Source organism: Kitasatospora sp. NBC_01250 (assembly GCF_036226465.1).
Classification (GTDB): domain Bacteria; phylum Actinomycetota; class Actinomycetes; order Streptomycetales; family Streptomycetaceae; genus Kitasatospora.
Genome location: NZ_CP108476.1, coordinates 6,054,784 through 6,072,063, shown reverse-complemented (window position 1 = coordinate 6,072,063; position 17,280 = coordinate 6,054,784). Strand labels below are relative to the sequence as shown.

The window sequence follows — 17,280 nt, the reverse complement described above, 5'->3', positions numbered from 1 at the left end:
TGTTTCACAGCTGGTGGTGCGTCACTCGGCGGCGGCGGTCTCGCCGCCCTCCTCGCCCTCGATGACCGGGATCAGCGAGAGCTTGCCGCGCGGGTCGATCTCGGCGATCTCGACCTGCACCTTGGCGCCGACGCCGAGCACGTCCTCGACGTTCTCCACGCGCTTGCCACCGGCGAGCTTGCGGATCTGCGAGATGTGCAGCAGGCCGTCCTTGCCCGGCATGAGCGAGACGAACGCGCCGAACGTCGTGGTCTTCACCACGGTGCCCAGGTAGCGCTCGCCGACCTCCGGCATGGTCGGGTTGGCGATCTGGTTGATCGTCGTACGGGCAGCCTCCGCCGAGGGACCGTCGACCGCACCGATGTAGATGGTGCCGTCGTCCTCGATGGTGATGTCCGCGCCGGTGTCCTCCTGGATCTGGTTGATCATCTTGCCCTTGGGGCCGATGACCTCACCGATCTTGTCCACCGGGATCTTGATGGTGATGATGCGCGGCGCGTTCGGCGACATCGCGTCGGGCGCGTCGATCGCCTCGTTCATCACGTCCAGGATGTGCAGACGCGCGTCCTTGGCCTGCTTGAGCGCGGCGGCCAGCACGGAGGCCGGGATGCCGGTCAGCTTGGTGTCCAGCTGCAGGGCGGTGATGAAGTTGCGGGTACCGGCGACCTTGAAGTCCATGTCGCCGTACGCGTCCTCGGCACCCAGGATGTCGGTCAGCGCGACGTAGTGCGTCTCACCGTCGATCTCCTGCGAGATGAGGCCCATGGCGATACCGGCGACGGCGGCCTTCAGCGGCACACCGGCGTTCAGCAGCGACATGGTCGAGGCGCAGACCGAGCCCATCGAGGTGGAGCCGTTGGAGCCCAGCGCCTCGGAGACCTGGCGGATCGCGTAGGGGAACTCCTCGCGGGTCGGCAGCACGGGCAGGATCGCCCGCTCGGCCAGCGCGCCGTGGCCGATCTCGCGGCGCTTGGGCGAGCCCACGCGGCCGGTCTCGCCGACCGAGTACGGCGGGAAGTTGTAGTTGTGCATGTAGCGGCGACGCGTCTCCGGGGAGAGCGTGTCGAGCTGCTGCTCCATGCGGAGCATGTTGAGGGTGGTGACGCCCAGGATCTGGGTCTCGCCACGCTCGAACAGGGCCGAGCCGTGCACCCGCGGGATGGCCTCGACCTCGGCGGCCAGGGTGCGGATGTCGGTGACACCGCGGCCGTCGATGCGGACCTTGTCCTTGATGACGCGCTCGCGCACGATCTTCTTGGTCAGCGCGTTGTAGGCGGCGCTGATCTCCTTCTCGCGGCCCTCGAACTCCGGGAGCAGCTTCTCGGCGGCGACCGCCTTGACGCGGTCCAGCTCGTTCTGGCGCTCCTGCTTGCCCGCGATGGTCAGCGCCTTGGACAGCTCGCCCTTGACGGCGGCGGTCAGCGCGGCCAGCACGTCGTCCTGGTAGTCCAGGAAGACCGGGAACTCGCCGGTGGGCTTGGCGGCCTGGGCAGCCAGCTTGGACTGCGCGGCGCACAGCACCTTGATGAACGGCTTGGCGGCCTCGAGGCCGGCGGCGACGATCTCCTCGGAGGGGGCCTCGGCGCCCTCGGAGACCAGCTGGATCGTCTTGGCGGTGGCCTCGGCCTCCACCATCATGATCGCGACGTCGCCGTCCGGCAGCGCGCGGCCGGCGACGACCATGTCGAACACGGCCTCCTCCAGCTCGCTGTGGGTCGGGAACGCCACCCACTGGCCGCGGATCAGCGCGACGCGGACGCCGCCGATCGGGCCGGTGAAGGGCAGGCCGGCCAGCTGGGTGGAGGCGGAGGCGGCGTTGATGGCGACCACGTCGTACAGGTGGTCGGGGTTGAGCGCCATCACCGTGACGACGACCTGGATCTCGTTGCGCAGGCCCTTGACGAAGGACGGGCGCAGCGGGCGGTCGATCAGGCGGCAGGTCAGGATGGCGTCCTCGGAGGGGCGGCCCTCACGACGGAAGAACGAGCCGGGGATCCGGCCCGCGGCGTACATCCGCTCCTCGACGTCGACCGTCAGCGGGAAGAAGTCGAAGTGCTCCTTCGGCTGCTTGGAGGCGCTGGTGGCCGACAGCACCATGGTGTCGTCGTCCAGGTAGGCCACGGCGGAGCCGGCGGCCTGACGGGCCAGGCGGCCGGTCTCGAAGCGGATGGTACGGGTGCCGAAGGAACCGTTGTCGATCACGGCCTCGGCGTAGAACACGTTCTCTTCCACCTGGAAGATCTCCTCTTTCGTACGTCTCCGGGAGAGCGTCCCCGCGCTTGCCTGCCGGTGGCCCTGACCTGCCGGGCCGGTCTTCGATCGAAGCCCCCGGGTCGTCCGCTCATTCGGACTCCCGGCGGCCACTACCGAGGACCGGCGCCTCTCGGCTGCCAGGCCGCTCAGCGGTGGGCGTCTGGACGCTCTCCTGGATGCGGGCGGCTTCCGTTTGAAGCCTTCGGCCCGCAAGGGGGTCGTGCTGCTCGGGGTGAAGCGCGTGGTCGCGCCACCACCCGGCATGCCCACAACCCTACGGTGCGAATCTCGGCCGCTTTGGGAGGCGGACCGGAAATTCTGGCGCCCTGCGTCTGTCGTCGAGGTCCGCAGAGCGTCTGGAGCTCGGCGGGACGTCGTCGGAAGCAGACGGCCTACAGGGGGATGGTACGCGCGAGGGGCGGCTCCCCGTGTGGGGAGCCGCCCCGGGCGGCGGTCTTAGCGGGCGCCACCGGCGGCACCGCGGCGGATGCCCAGGCGGTCGACGAGCGTACGGAAGCGCTCGATGTCCTTCTTGGCCAGGTACTGCAGGAGGCGGCGGCGCTGGCCGACCAGGATCAGCAGGCCACGACGGCTGTGGTGGTCGTGCTTGTGGAACTTGAGGTGCTCGGTCAGGTCCGAGATCCGGCGCGAAAGCATGGCGACCTGAACCTCGGGGGAGCCCGTGTCGCCCTCCTTCTGGCCGAACTCGGCGAAGATCTGCTTCTTGACGGCGGCGTCGAGGGCCACGGCAACTCCTTCTGGGGTGTCCGAGTGATCCTGGTCTACTGCACAGGATCTTTTGGAACTCGGAAGCCCCAGGGTACCAGCCGGTCAGCTCACGCCGCGGACGAGGGTGTAGATGCCGAGCACAGCCAGGGTCAGCGGGACCAGCGACATCAGCAGCAGGCTGTCCACCATGTCCAGCAGTCGGCCCCAGAAGGGTGACACGCCCAGCCGCGGCACCACCAGGGCGATCGCGATCAGCAGCGTGGCGCCGAGTGCGACCGAGCCGCCCAGCCAGATGGTGCGCAGGTCGACGGCGGTGGTGCTGGTGGCCTTGAGGATGTACAGCGGGGTGTGCAGCGACAGGCCCAGGATCAGCAGGCCCAGACCCAGCAGGCCGGCGATGGTCAGGCTGAAGACCTGCGCGGTGTAGCGGAACAGGCGGGCCCGCAGCATCGTCGAGATGCCCAGCGTCAGCGCCAGCACCTGCGGGAACATCCGGTCGCTGAAGCCCAGCACGGTGCAGGCCCCGATGATCACCGCGGCGCAGCCGCCGACCAGGCCGACCAGCACCTCGTGGCCGCGGCGCGCCTGGTGGGCGATCCGCTCGTACTGCACGGCCTCGGCCCGGCTGTTCTCCTCGGCGGCCCGGCTGCCGCGGGTGCGGGTCTGGCCGGGGGCGCTGAAGCCGACCGGGAGCCGGGCGAAGCGGGCCGAGAGGGCCGGCAGGAAGCCGATCGCGGCGAATGCCGCGACACCGGCCACGGCGGCGATGTGGTCGGCGGAGGTGCCCGGCATCAGCACGGCGGCGAAGGTGGCCAGGCTGCCGGCGGCGGAGAGCACCGCGGCGGCCACGAAGACCGAGTCCTTCTCGGGGAGCAGGCCGATCAGCAGCACCGAGACCACCAGCATGGTCACGCAGCCGACCAGGAACTGCAGGCGGCCCGGCCCGTCGTACTTGTGCGCGACGCCGAGGATGCCGCTGCCGGCGATCAGCGCGTGCGGCAGGGCGCCGATGCCCAGGGTGAGGGCCGCCATGTGGTCCTTGTAGACCCGGGCGCGCACACCGGCGAAGGCGACCAGCACCACGGTGGCCACACCGGAGAGCACCCCGGGCAGGCCGTGCATGTCGTGGGTCAGGTCGGAGAACCACAGGGCGAAGCCGAGCAGCACGATCAGCAGACCGGCGCCGATCAGGCCGAAGGCCCGCATCAGGTCCGGGCTCCAGAACCGGCGGTCGGCCTCGACGGCGCTGGCGATCGCGTCGGCCACGTCGTCGTAGACGGCCGGCGGCAGCGACTCGGCGAACGGGCGCAGACTCAGCAGGTCGCCGTCGCGCACCTGTTGGGCGGCCAGCGGCAGGCCGCTGTCCAGCACCGTGCCGTCGCGGCGCACCAGGTGGAAACCGGTGGGGGCACCGTCGGCCTGGGTCTGGCCGGAGAGCCGCAGCACCTCGGGATAGACGTCGGCGAGCGGCACGTCCTCCGGCAGGGCCACATCGATCCGGCTGTCCGGCGCCACCACGGTGACCCGACAGAATCCGGTCGCTGCGTTCGAACTCACCGGTGCTCCCCCTTGCTCACTGTCCTTCATCAACCGTGCGCCGCGTCCACCGGAGTTGGCGCTGCGTCACCCTACCGCCCGGCGGAGCGTCACCGTCCCGCACCCCGGCCGCCCCCGCCCGACGCCTGCCGCGCGGCAGCAGGACCCGGCCCTGGCTCGGCGCCCGGTCGGGCTCGGTAGGATCTGCCCCTGCGCAGGGTGCGTGCCGGGGGCGGGATGGATCGCCGCGGCGGCGCCCCGGTCCGCGTCGGGGGCAGGGCAGTCACAGGGGCGCCTCCTTCGGGACCCTTCGAGTCGCGTGAGGCTGGTGCGGTTGTAGATGAGTGTCGTGACGGTCAAGCGTCCGCCCCGGGCGTATCCGCCCGTGGTCCAGGACGAGCCCGTGGAGCTGGTCAATCCGCCCGAACTGCCCCGCGGGGGCGGCGACGACTGGGTGATGAGCCTGCTGCCGCTGCTCGGCATGGGCGGCTCGGCGGCCTTCCTGTTCAGTCCGGGTGCGGCCCCGATGATGAAGGTCATGGGCATGCTGATGGTGGCCTCCACCGCCGGCATGGGCATCGCCCAACTGGTCAAGGCCCGCAAGGGCGGCGGCGCGGGGCTGGCCGACGAGCGGCGCGACTACCTGAAGTACCTGCAGCAGATGCGCCGTCAGGTCCGCCGCACCGCCGAGCGCCAGCGCGGCGCGCAGCTCTACCTGCACCCGGAGCCGGACCAGCTGTGGTCGATCGTGGCCGAGGGCCGCCGGCTGTGGGAACGCCGGCCCAGCGACCCGGACTTCGCCCAGATCCGGCTGGGCCGCGGCGCGCAGCAGCTGGCCACTCCCCTGGTGGCCCCGCAGACCGCGCCGATGGACGAGCTGGAGCCGCTGTCGGCCGACGCGATGCGCAACTTCCTGCAGGCGCACGGCACCCTGCAGGACCTACCGCTGTCGGTCTCGCTGCGCGCCTTCTACCACATCACCGTCTGCGGCGACCCGGACGCGGTGTACGCCAACGTGCGGGCGATGATCGCCCAGTTGACCACCCTGCACTCCCCCGACGACCTGATGCTCGGCGTCGCGGCCGCCCCCGGCGCGCTGGACGAGTGGGAGTGGGTCAAGTGGCTGCCGCACACCCAGCACCGCAAGCAGAGCGACGGCGCGGGCTCGCGCCGGCTGATCGCGGCGGGCCTGGGCGAGCTGGAGCTGCTGCTGGAGGACGAGCTGTCGGGCCGCCAGCGGTTCAGCCGCGACGCCGTGCCGACCTCGGACCAGCCGCACCTGGTGGTGGTCCTGGACGGCGCCGCGGTGCCCCAGGACTCGCTGCTGGCCTCGGTGGACGGGGTGCACGGGGTGACCGTGATCGAGGTGGTCCCGGGTGACCTGGACGAGCCGACCGGGCACCTGGTGGTCACCGTCGGCGCCGAGGAACTGCTGCTGGAGTCGGCCTCCGGGGCCTCCTACTCGGGCCGCCCCGACGCCCTGAGCGCCTGGCAGTCCGAGGCACTGGCCCGGCAGCTGGCGCCGTACCGGATCTCGGCCGGCGGCGACGACGAGCCGCTGCTGTCCAACCTGGACTTCACCGACCTGATGGGCGTGGGCGACGCCGGCTCGGTGGACACCGCCCGCACCTGGCGACCGCGTCCCCAGCACGAGAAGCTGCGGGTGCCGATCGGGGTGGGGGCCGGCGGCGAGCTGGTCCACCTGGACATCAAGGAGGCCGCGCTGGAGGGCATGGGCCCGCACGGCCTGTGCGTGGGCGCCACCGGTTCCGGCAAGTCGGAGCTGCTGCGCACCCTGGTGCTGGGCCTGGCGATGACGCACTCCTCCGAGACGCTGAACTTCGTGCTCGCCGACTTCAAGGGCGGCGCGACCTTCGCGGGCATGGCCGACATGCCGCACACCTCCGCGGTGATCACCAACCTGGAGGGCGAGCTCACCCTGGTGGACCGCATGCGCGATGCGATCGAGGGCGAGCTGAACCGCCGCCAGGAGCTGCTGCGCTCGGCCGGCAACTACGCCAACCTCAACGAGTACGAGCGGGCCCGGGCGGCCGGCGCGGCGCTGGACCCGCTGCCCTCGCTGGTGCTGATCATCGACGAGTTCTCCGAACTCCTCACCGCCAAGCCCGACTTCATCGACATGTTCATCCAGATCGGCCGGATCGGCCGATCCCTCGGGGTGCACCTGCTGCTGGCCTCGCAGCGCCTGGAGGAGGGCAAGCTGCGCGGTCTGGACACCTTCCTGTCCTACCGGATCGGTCTGCGCACCTTCTCGGCCGCCGAGTCGCGGGCGGCGATCGGCGTGCCGGACGCGTATCACCTGCCGCCGGTGCCCGGCGTCGGCTACCTCAAGTTCGGCACCGACGTGATGGACCGCTTCAAGGCCGCCTACGTCTCGGGGCCCTACCGGGCGCCGGGCCAGCAGCGGGCCAGCGGCCGGATCTCCACCGTGCAGCCGGTGCTCTTCACCGCGGCCGAGGTGCCGGTGATCGAGACGGTGGTGCAGGAGGTGGTGCCCGAGCCGGAGCAGCTGGACGACGCGCTGGTGGACACCGTGCTCGACGTGATCGTGCAGCGGATGGTCGGGCAGGGCCCGCCGGCCCACCAGGTCTGGCTGCCGCCGCTGGACGAGGCACCGAGCATGGACCAGCTGGTGCCGCCGCTCCAGGCCACTCCCGAACGCGGCCTGACCTCACCGGAGTTCGGGGCGCTGGGCCGACTCGTGGTGCCGGTGGGAATCGTGGACCGGCCGCGCGAGCAGCGGCGCGACGTGCTCTACCAGGACTACTCCGGCGCGGCCGGCCACGGTCTGGTGGTCGGTGGTCCGCGCTCGGGCAAGTCGACCATGATCCGCAGCATGGTGGCGGGCTTCGCGCTCACCCACACCCCGGTGGAGACCCAGTTCTACCTGCTGGACTTCGGCGGCGGCGGCTTCCAGTCGCTGCAGGACCTGCCGCACGTCGGCGGGGTGGCCGGGCGCCTGGACACCGACAAGGTGCGCCGGATGGTCAGCGAGGTGCACGGGGTGCTGAACCGGCGCGAGGAGCTGTTCCGCGCCACCGGCATCGACTCGATCGGCACCTACCGCACCCGCCGGGCCGCCGGCCAGCTGCCGGACGAACAGTTCGGCGACGTCTTCCTGGTGGTCGACGGCTGGCTCACCTTCCGCCAGGAGTACGAGATCCTGGAGCCGGTGGTCACCGACATCGTGGCCCGCGGTCTGGGCTACGGCGTGCACGTGGTGCTGACCGCCGCCCGCTACGCCGAGGTCCGCCCGGCCCTCAAGGACGCCCTGCAGAACCGCACCGAGCTGCGGCTGGGCGATCCGATGGAGTCGGAGATCGACCGCAAGGTGGCGCAGAACGTGCCCAACGGCGCCCCGGGCCGCGGCCTGACCAGCGGCAAGCTGCACTTCCTGAGCGGCCTGCCGCGCCTGGACGGCTCCTGCTCGGTCGACGACCTGGTGACCGGTGTCACCGGACTGGTGGAGGCGGTCAACGCCGCCTGGAGCGGCCCGCGGGCGCCGCAGGTGCGGATGCTGCCGGCCGTGCTGGACGGCTACTCGCTGCCCAAGGGCTTCGAGCAGCCCGAGCGCGGCATCGCCTTCGCCCTGGACGAGGTCGAGATGGCGCCGGTCTTCGTCAACTTCGAGACCGACCCGCTCTTCATCGTCTTCGGTGAGAGCGAGTCCGGGAAGTCGGCGCTGCTGCGGATGCTGATCAAGCAGATCACCGAGCGCTACACCCCCGAGCAGGCCGGCATCGTGATCGGCGACTACCGGCGCGCACTGCTGGGCGCGGTGCCGCCGGAGTACCTGGTGGAGTACGCCGCCGCCCAGCCGGCGATGACCGCGATCGTGGACATGCTGCGCGGGGCCTGCGCGCGCCGCCTGCCCGGCCCGGACGTGACCGCCGACCAGCTGCGCAACCGCAGCTGGTACAGCGGCAAGGACATGTTCGTGATCGTGGACGACTACGAGCTGGTCGCCACCTCCTCGGGCAACCCGATGGCGGCGCTGGCCGAGTTCCTGCCGTTCGCCCGCGACATCGGCCTGCGCGTGATCATCGCGCGCAACGCGGGTGGTGCGGGGCGCTCGCTCTTCGAGCCGGTGATGCAGCGGATGCGCGAGCTGGGCGGGCAGGGCGTCATGCTCTCCGGCAACCGGGACGAGGGCGCACTGCTGGGCACCGTCAAGCCGCAGGCGCTGCCGCCGGGCCGCGGCATGTTCGTGTCGCGGCGGATCACCAGCGGACAGATGGTGCAGACGGGCTGGCTGCCGCAGCAGCAGTGAGGTGACCGGGGCGGCCCGCCAGGCCGTCACCGACAGTGGTCGAGGGGTCGGGTGCGCGCAGTCGCCACCCGGCCCCTCGGCGTTTGCCCTGTCCAGCAGCCGGAAAGTTATCGAGGTTTTTTCGCCGCCGAGCTGCGGTTCTCGTGGTGGCCGCGATCCGGTCCGCAACGCCGCCGCGATACCCGGGAGTGCCTGGACCACTGGCGACTGTTGCCGATGGCAACCTTCGAATCAATCCTCGCAATCCGAGTTCACCTTTGATTCATACGCCGTTGGCCAAAGGTAACAAGTCGGACATCAATCCTGGGCGCCCACCGCGGGCCACAGATGTGGATGCCTATGCGGATTACCGCAACGGATTCCGAAGGTCAACCGCCATTGACGCAAGCTATACGCCCCCGCACCATGGCGATCCAAGGGAGCCAGTAGACCAAACCCCCAGGCAGGGGCCTCGAAGACGTCGCGGAGGCGATACCGCTCCCCACCCCAGCACCGCACAGGACCGCGCACCGCCGCGCTGAGCCGATCGGACCCGCCATGACCGACACGCTTCGCCCACCCGCCGCCACCCCCACGGTGACGGTCAGTACCGCCGAGGCCTCCCGAGGGCTGCAGCGCTCGCTCGGCGTCGTGGGCGGAACGCTGCTCACGCTCTCCTGCGTCACGCCCGCCTCCTCGCTCTTCGTCATCGTGCCGCTGCTGTTCAACTCGCTCGGCACCGCGACCGCGCTGACCATCGGCATCGGCGCGGTCATCTGCGTGGCGGTGGCGTTCTGCTACTCCGAGCTGGGCACCCTGATCCCCAGCGCGGGCGGCGAGTACGCGATGGTGGGCACGCTGGCCGGCCGGTTCGCCGGCTGGCTGGTCTTCATCCAGTCGCTGATCGTGGTGATGATCGTCCCCTCGGTGATCGCCATCGGGACGGCCGCCTATCTGGCCCCGATCGTGCACGTCAGCGGCCCGGTGGCCGGCGCCGCGGTGATGCTGGCCGCCACCGTGGCCGGCCTGCTGGACCTGCGGGCCAACGCCTGGATCACCGGCATCTTCCTGGTCCTGGAGGTGATCGCGGCCGGCGTCGTCTCCGTCCTCGGCTTCGCGCACAGCCAGCGCGGGGCGGGCAGCCTGTTCCACGGCGTGCTGGCCGACGCCCACGGCGCCACCAGCGCGGTGGGCCTGGGCGGGATGATGGCCGCGATGGGCACCGCGCTCTTCGTCACCCAGGGCTTCAGCACCGCGATCTACCTCTCCGAGGAGCTGGAGAACCCGCGCCGCAACGTGGCCCGCACGGTGCTGTGGACGCTCGGCCTGTCGGCGGTGGTCATCATGGCCCCGGTCGTCGCGATCACCCTGGGCGCGCCCGACCTGGCCACGCTGACCGGCGGCGACATCTCCGGCATGGTGGCCGGCTGGAGCGACTCGGCGCTCGGCACCTTCATCAGCCTGTGCATCGCGCTGGCCATCATCAACGCCGGCATCGTCATGGTGATCCAGAACTCCCGGGTGCTGTTCGCCTCCGGCCGCGACCGGGCCTGGCCGGAGCCGATCAACAAGGCCTTCGGCACGCTGAACCGCTTCAACGCCCCGTGGGTCTCCACCCTCGCGGTCGGCGTCCCCGGCGCGGTGCTGTGCTTCGTCCCCGGCGAGACGCTGAGCAACATCACCGGCGTCGCGGTCGCCGCGCTCTACCTGCTGGTCGCCGTCGCCGCGCTGTTCTCCCGCAGGGGCGCGCACAAGCACACCCCCGCCTGGCGCCAGCCGCTGTGGCCGGTGCTGCCCGTGCTGCTGATCGTCGCCCTCGGCTACACGCTGACCCAGCTGGACACCCACGCGCTGATCTGGACCGGCGTGATCACCGCCGCCGCCTCGCTCTACTGGGTCTTCTACCTGCGCCCGCGCCAGGCGACCCGCTGGGTGATCACCCTGCCGGAGGACGAGCAGGTCTGAGCCCACCGGCCCCGCGCACGACGAAGCGGCCCGGACGCCCCGCTGGGGGGTGTCCGGGCCGCTTGCGGCTGTTCCGGGCTTGGTCCGGGCGGTCGGGGCTGCCGACCGGCCGCTCAGCCCTGCTGCTGGCGCCGGTGGTCGCGCAGCACCACGAAGCCGCCGAAGAGCAGCGCCACCAGCAGGACCGCGCCGCCGAGCACGTAGGTGGCGGTGCGCCGGTCGCGGTCGGCCTGGGTCTCGCCCAGGCCGAGCGGCTGGGGCAGGATCGGCGAGCCGGCCAGCTGGACCGCCGGATCGGGCACCGGGTCGTTGGTCGGCGGGTCGGTGTCGGTGACCGCCTTGACCGGGTCGACCACTCCCCAGCCGAGGTACTTGTCGGGGGTGCGCTGGGTGCGCTGCGCGGTCTGCTCGATCCGGGCGCGGATCTGCCGGGCCGTCCAGTCCTTGTGCTCGCCGCGCAGCAGCGCGGCCACCCCGGCCACGTACGGGGCGGCGAAGCTGGTGCCGTTGTCCACGCACTGGCCGCCGCCCGGGACGGTGGAGAGCATGTCCACGCCGGGGGCGGCGACCTTCACGAAGTCGCCGTACTCGGAGAAGGAGGCGCGCTCGTTGTTGCGGTCGGAGGCGCCCACCGCGAGCACCGTGGGGTAGGCGGCCGGATAGGTCGCACCCTCCTGGCCGTCGTTGCCGGAGGCCGCGACCACCACCACGTTGTGCGCCTCGGCGAGGTCGATCGCGCTCTTGAGGGCGCCGCTGCCGGCGAAGTCGGCGTCCCCGTTGGTGCCGCGGACGTCCTGCGAGATGTTGATGACCTGGGCGTTGGCGTTGACCGCGTCCACGACCGCCTGGGCCAGGGTGTCCACGTTGCCGCTGCCCGCGTCGTCGTTCTGCCGGATCGACAGGATCTGGGAGCCGGGCGCCAGGCCCACGAAGCCGACGCCGTCACGGTGCGCGGCGGCGATGATGCCGGCCACCTTGGTGCCGTGGCCGACCGTGTCGGTGGTCGACCCCCCGGCCACCGGCTGGTTGTTGTTGTTCTTGTCCAGCAGCAGCGTGGGACCGGCCTGGACCTTGCCGGCCAGCTGCGGGTTCTGGTTGTCCACGCCGGTGTCGATCACCGCGACCAGCACCCCGCTGCCGGTGACCGTGTTGTTCTGCCAGAGCTGGTCGAGCAGCACCCGCTGCAGCGCCCACGGGGTGCCCGGCACGTCCTTGGCCGGGAAGGTGCAGTCACCGGCCGCTGCGATGCTCAACGGCGACCAGTGGCTCCCCGGCGGATCCGCCGCCACCGCGGGCGCGGCTGCCGTCCCGCCCAGCACACCGAGCACCGCGCCGACCGCCGCGATCCGGCTCAGCCTTCGCCCCAACGCCACCTGGCACCCCTCGACTCGCGTGTTCCGCCCACGTGTCCTGCCGCGTGTCCGGCCCGTCCTCACGGGCCCGCTCCCGGGCCGGCTGCGGCCCGGACACGCGATGGGGGCGGGCGTCCACGGACACCCGCCCCACCTGCTGCGCTTTCGCTCCGCACCGCGCGCGGCGGTGCGGAGCGGTCCGGCCGGGGGCGACTGGGCCGACCCCGGCCGATGGATCAGTTGTGCCAGATCGCGGCGTTGGCCGACTCGGTCTGGGTGTAGCTCTGGTGAGCGTTGTCCAGCGCCGCGGCGATCTGGTTCAGCGTGGTGTGCAGGTCGTTCGCCTTCGAGTCCCAGATGGCCTGGCGGGCGTCGTAGCCCTCCTTGGCCGCACCGGTCCAGGAGCTGGCGATCCGGGTGACACCGGCCTTGAGGTCGTCCAGCTGCTGCTGGACCCGCGTGGCGGTGGCACGGACCTCGGAGCCCGCGTTCTGGATGGTGCTGAAATCGACCTTGATGTGTCCGTCAGCCATGATGGCTCCCTTTCAAGAAGAGGTGGGTCGGGGCGCCCCTCCGGGACGGCCCCGGCTGATGCGCTGCCGCGCAGCTGCGTGCCGGCCAGGCCGGCGGAGCGTCAGGCGCCCTGGACGCCGCTGAGCGAGGAGCGCTGGTCCTCTTCGGTGGCCGAGTACTTCGAGGTGGTGGCGTCGATCGCCTGTCGGATCTCGTCCAGCACCTTGTTGAGCGCGGTCGCGTCCTCGTTCCACCGCTCCTGCAGCTGGTGGTAGGCGGTCGCAGCCGCACCCTGCCAGCCGCCGGCGATCGACTCGACCAGCGCGTTGAGCTTCGAAAGCTCCCCCTGGATCTGCGAGTTGACCTCGGTGATCTTGCCCGAGAAGGCCCGCATCTCCTCAGCGGTCGTCGTGAACTGACCAGCCATAATCCACCGTCCCCCATGAGACAGACTCATTCCGGCTGTGCGGTCACCCTGCCCACCCGGACGACACCACGGTGTGATGCTTCGCAGCACTGTAGCCAACAGCGCCGACAGTCCCAACATCGGGAGCCGTTTGGTTACCAACCCATGACGATCCGCCGGACGTTGGCGCAACCGGCACTGACCTGCAATCAACTGCCGTGGTCAGGAGGTCTGCTCCTGGAGCGCGGCCTTGGTGTTGAGCGCCGGGCCCGCCGGGATCAGGTCCGACCAGGCCCTGGGCACCAGCACCGGCGTCGTGTCCTTGTAACCGAGCCTGGCCTGCGCCTCGTTGACCTGCTGCTGGCTGTCGGACGGCGGGCTCGCGGAGGGCGCCGGGGTCGGTGACGCACCGGAGGCGGGGCCGTCGTTGCCGGCCGGCACGAAGTAGCGCAGCCCGGTCTCGGTGACCAGGTAGTCGCTGCCGGAGCCCTGGGCGGAGGCGTCCACCGCGCGGTAGAACAGCCCGTGCCCCGGGCTGACGTAGGCGCTGGCCGAGCCGGGCACGAAGGCCGCGGGGAAGTCGGTGCCGGCCCACACGCTCCGCTGCGCCGTGCCGCCGTTCATCCCTTCGAGGGTGGAGCAGATCACCGGACGGGCGGCGGCCGGGTCGCCGCCGTTGACCGGGGCGACCGGCTTGGCCGTCGGCCAGTCGGACACCTTGGCCATCGGACCCGAGGTGTCGAAGTCGCGGCCGTAGCGGGCGTTGTCGGCCGGGGTGATCTCGGTGACGGTCGGGTTGCCCTGGTCGTAGGCGTAGCCGGTGATCGGGGCCTGTCGGATCAACTCGGCCTCGAAGGGGGTCACCTGGTAGAGCCGGTCGGTGCCGACCACGTAGTAGGTCCCCTGCGAGCTGACCAGCCGGCCCACGTAGTTCAGGCTGGAGTCGGAGAGCTGCACGCTGGAGCGGGTCTTGGCGGCGGTCATCCCCGGCACCTGCGGGAAGCCGATCGCGCTGCCCTGCAGATCCAGCGTGCCCAGCCAGTCGTCGGTGACCTGCTCCGGCTTGGCCTGGTTGCCGAAGAGCGCGATCCGCAGCGCCCGCAGGTCGGAGTCCGACATGCCCGGGGTGCCGATCACGTGTCCGCGGCCCGCCGAGTCCACCAGGTACTGGGTGCCCGGTGCGCCGTTCTTCTGCACCGCCTGGACCCAGAGCGACTGACTCGCGTTCAGCATCCGGTCGGGCCGCGCCAGGGTGGCCGCGTCCGCGCCGGCCGTCACGAAGACGCCCTGGTTGGGGTGGGAGTCGTCGGAGCCGGGCCGGTCGCAGACCGACCACTTCTTGGCCGTGCCCGCGTCCGCGGCGCTCGGCAGCTTGTCGGGGGCGTACGGAATGCCGATCGTCGGGCCGTGCGCCTTGTAGTTGTCGATCGCCGAGTCGGCGACGATGACCACGCTGGAGTCGGCCGGCAGCACCAGCTTCGCCGAGGACATGTTGAGCACCGGGTGCAGCATCTTGGTGCCGTCGGCGCTGGTCAGCACGACGTAACGGGTCGTCGAGTCCTTGCCGAGGATGACGTTCTTGCCGTTGTCCCAGCCCTGCGGGGCGGTCGGCTTGATCAGGCCCCAGAGCCCGAATCCGGCCACCGCCACCACCGCCATCACCAGCGAGGGGAGCACCGCGCGGATCGGGCGCGGTGCGTCCTCGTCGCTTCCACCACCGGCCGGCTGCAGGAAGGCGCCCACGGTGCGCTTTCGCGCGAAGGTGTAGGCGTTCAACTCGTCCCTGCGTGATGCCATCGTGCTTGGCCCTCCCCTGTTACGGCCGCCCGCTCGCCTCCGGTCCCTGGCGACCCTCTACGATGCGGCAGACGTGAGTACGGTACGGGTACTGTTCAGCACCCGGCCAACCGGGCCGTGACAGCGAATCAGAGAGGGTCACGCGGGGGAATGCCAAGCCAGACCGCGCAAGGGCGACGCAGGGCGGCACGGGGCAGGGGGAACCGCCCGAGCGGCACGACTCCCCCGCAGCCCACCGGAGTCCAGGAGAACGGTGGTGGTGGCCCGGCGCCCGTGCCGGTGCGGGTGCACCCGCGCCCCGGGCTGCTGGGCGGCCGGCTGCGGCTGCAGCAACTGGTGCTGATCGAGGTCGCCGCGGCGCTGGTCGCGGTCGGCTGGACGGTGAACCGCGCGACGGCCGGCGCCCTCGCGGTGCCGGCCGTGCTGCTGCTGGTGCTGGCCGTGGTGCCGGTGCGCGGGCGCACCCTGCCCGAGGCGCTGCGGATCCGCTCGGCCCACCGCGCCCGCCGCCGCGAGGCACCGAACCTGCTGCCGCCGGCCGGCAGCGACCCGGGCCTCGCGCCCGCGCTGGAACTGGAACCGGCGCTGCGCACCTACACCCACGCCACCGAGACCGACGTCGGCGCGGGCCGCCCGGTGCGCCGCGAGACCGGCATGATCGGCGACGGCACCTTCCTCACCTCGGTGCTGCTGGTGCAGGCCAAGGACCAGCCGCTGCGCCCGATGCGCACCGCGCTGCCGCTGCCGCTGGACATCGTCTGCTCGGCGCTGCAGGTGGACGACATCGCGCTGGAGTCGGTCCAGGTGCTCCAGCACACCCAGCCCGCCCCGGCCCCGCACCTGCCCGAGCAGGCCCTGGCCACCCGCGCCTACCAGGAGCTCGCGGACGGGCTGAGCACCCCCGCACTGCGCCTGACCTGGGTCGCCCTCAAGCTCGACCCGGAGCGCGCGGCCACCGCCGTGCTGGCCCGCGGCGGCGGCGAGGAGGGCGCCCGCAAGGCGCTGCAGCGGGTCACCGACCAGCTGGCCGGCCGGCTCAACGGAGCCGGCTTCACCGCCACCGCGCTGGACGAGCGCCAGCTGATCGGCGCGCTGTCCATCGCCACCTGCGCCAACCCGCTGGCCACGGCCGGCCGTCAGGGCACCGGCAGCGGTGGCGGCGGCACCCGCCGCACCCAGGAGAGCAGCCGGTTCTGGCGGGTCGACGACCGCTTCCACACCACCTACTGGATCTCCAAGTGGCCCCAGCTCAGCCGCTCGGCGGGCACGGGCGCCGGGGTCTCGGCCCCCGACCTGGTCAACCTGGCCACCGGCACGCCCGCGCTGGCCAGCGTGTTCAGCCTGACCGCCCGGGCCGGTACCGGCGACGCGGCGGCGATCAGCGGCCACGTCCGGGTGGTGGCCCGCAGCGAGGCCGACGTCGCCCAGTTCGGCCGGCTGCTGGAGCAGCGCGCGCAGAGCGCCGGCCTGGGCCTGTCCCGGCTGGACCAGGAGCAGGCGCCCGGCCTGCTCGCCACCCTGCCTCTGGGGGGATGTGCCTGATGGCCTACCAGACCTACTCCGGCCAGACCCGGCCGCAGCCCGCCGACCGCAGCACGCCGCTGGCCCGGATCCGGGCCGGCTTCGGCCTGCGCGGCCCGCGCCGTGAGCAGCACGTGCTCGGCCCCGAGCAGTTGGCCGCGCTCTCCTTCCCGGTCGGCGACGACGGTGTGGTGATCGGCGAGGACCCGCACCGCCAGGCCGCGGTGCTCGGCCTGTTCCGGCCCACCGCCTACGACGTGGTGCTGGTCGGCGGGGTGTGGACGGCGCAGGTGATCGCGCTGCGGGCCGCCGCCACCGGCGCCCGGGTCGCGGTGGAGACCGCCCGGCCCCAGCTCTGGGCACAGCTGGCGCAGGCCGCCGGCGGCGGACAGCCGTGCGTGACCGTGCACCAGATCGGCCGGCTCGGCGCGCAGGGCGCCTCCGTCTCGGCGCCGGTCCTGGTGGTGCGCGACCTCGGGCCGCGCCCGCCGCGCAGCCGCCTGTCGGCCACCCCCTGGCAGTCCACGCTGACCCTGCTGCCGTTCCTGGGCCCGAACGCGGCCCGGGTGCTCAACGCGGCCGACCTGGTCGGTGTCCAGCGCATCTCCCCGCCGGAGGCCGAACTGATCGGCCGGGTGCTCTCGTTCAGCGGTCAGGACGTGGCCGCGCTGCCGCAGCTGGGCGACGACCTCACGCTCTGGGCCACCAGGATGCACCGCCAGTACGTGCGCACCGAGCCGGGCTCGGCCGAGCACCAGCTGCTGGGACCGCCCCGCCGGGTGGACTGAGCGGTACCCGGTCGGCGGTCGGCCCGCCGCGGCGCCGTCACCCTTGCCGGTGACGCCGCCGCGGGGCCGTGCCCGCACGGTTGCGCCGACGGCTGAGCCCCCATCAGGTCCAACGAGTCGCGACGGCGCAGTCAACCTGGCGACCCGCAG

Annotated in this window: 11 protein-coding genes; 4 read left to right on the top strand and 7 right to left on the bottom strand. The window is 72.0% G+C overall.

Annotation, left to right across the window (positions count from 1 at the left end):
* Positions 1-21: 21 nt before the first annotated feature.
* The 3 genes from OG500_RS25615 to eccD form a co-directional block, all read right to left on the bottom strand.
* A complete protein-coding gene (locus OG500_RS25615) occupies positions 22-2,232 on the bottom strand; it encodes a polyribonucleotide nucleotidyltransferase (RefSeq protein WP_327069166.1) in 2,211 nt (736 codons plus the stop codon).
* 477 nt (positions 2,233-2,709) lie between these two features.
* Positions 2,710-3,000 carry a 30S ribosomal protein S15 gene (gene rpsO, locus OG500_RS25610; RefSeq protein WP_184935315.1) on the bottom strand — a complete coding sequence of 97 codons (291 nt, stop codon included), beginning with the start codon at positions 2,998-3,000 and terminating at the stop codon, positions 2,710-2,712.
* A gap of 84 nt (positions 3,001-3,084) precedes the next feature.
* Entirely contained in the window at positions 3,085-4,539 is a 1,455-nt protein-coding gene (gene eccD / locus OG500_RS25605) for a type VII secretion integral membrane protein EccD (RefSeq protein ID WP_329583688.1), read from the bottom strand.
* Positions 4,540-4,858: 319 nt separating this feature from the next.
* Here eccD and eccCa point away from each other — a divergent pair, with 319 nt between their 5' ends.
* Together eccCa and OG500_RS25595 are read left to right on the top strand one after the other, a co-directional pair.
* The gene (gene eccCa / locus OG500_RS25600) at positions 4,859-8,809 is read left to right on the top strand and encodes a type VII secretion protein EccCa (RefSeq protein WP_329583685.1); all 3,951 of its coding nucleotides are present in this window, start codon (positions 4,859-4,861) and stop codon (positions 8,807-8,809) included.
* Between the two features lie 537 nt (positions 8,810-9,346).
* Complete coding sequence (locus OG500_RS25595; RefSeq protein WP_329583683.1) at positions 9,347-10,753, top strand: APC family permease; 1,407 nt, start codon at positions 9,347-9,349, stop codon at positions 10,751-10,753.
* A 113-nt stretch (positions 10,754-10,866) separates the two neighbouring features.
* Here OG500_RS25595 and mycP read toward each other — a convergent pair whose 3' ends face one another.
* The 4 genes from mycP to eccB all read right to left on the bottom strand — a co-directional run bounded on the left by mycP (position 10,867) and on the right by eccB (position 14,821).
* The gene (gene mycP, locus OG500_RS25590) at positions 10,867-12,120 is read right to left on the bottom strand and encodes a type VII secretion-associated serine protease mycosin (protein ID WP_442789362.1); all 1,254 of its coding nucleotides are present in this window, start codon (positions 12,118-12,120) and stop codon (positions 10,867-10,869) included.
* A gap of 221 nt (positions 12,121-12,341) precedes the next feature.
* Positions 12,342-12,638 (bottom strand): WXG100 family type VII secretion target, encoded by a 297-nt coding sequence (locus OG500_RS25585; RefSeq protein ID WP_327069160.1) that lies wholly within the window; start codon positions 12,636-12,638, stop codon positions 12,342-12,344.
* 101 nt (positions 12,639-12,739) lie between these two features.
* Positions 12,740-13,045, bottom strand: a complete 306-nt coding sequence (locus OG500_RS25580) for a WXG100 family type VII secretion target (protein WP_327069159.1) — start codon at positions 13,043-13,045, stop codon at positions 12,740-12,742.
* A gap of 201 nt (positions 13,046-13,246) precedes the next feature.
* Entirely contained in the window at positions 13,247-14,821 is a 1,575-nt protein-coding gene (gene eccB, locus OG500_RS25575; RefSeq protein WP_327069158.1) for a type VII secretion protein EccB, read from the bottom strand.
* A 273-nt stretch (positions 14,822-15,094) separates the two neighbouring features.
* Between eccB and eccE the strand changes: the two genes are divergently transcribed.
* Together eccE and OG500_RS25565 are read left to right on the top strand one after the other, a co-directional pair.
* Positions 15,095-16,363, top strand: coding sequence for a type VII secretion protein EccE (gene eccE / locus OG500_RS25570; RefSeq protein WP_327069157.1), 1,269 nt, complete (start codon positions 15,095-15,097; stop codon positions 16,361-16,363).
* A complete protein-coding gene (locus OG500_RS25565; protein ID WP_327069155.1) occupies positions 16,363-17,130 on the top strand; it encodes a hypothetical protein in 768 nt (255 codons plus the stop codon). Before eccE ends, OG500_RS25565 begins: the two co-directional genes overlap by 1 nt.
* The last annotated feature ends 150 nt before the right edge of the window (positions 17,131-17,280 follow it).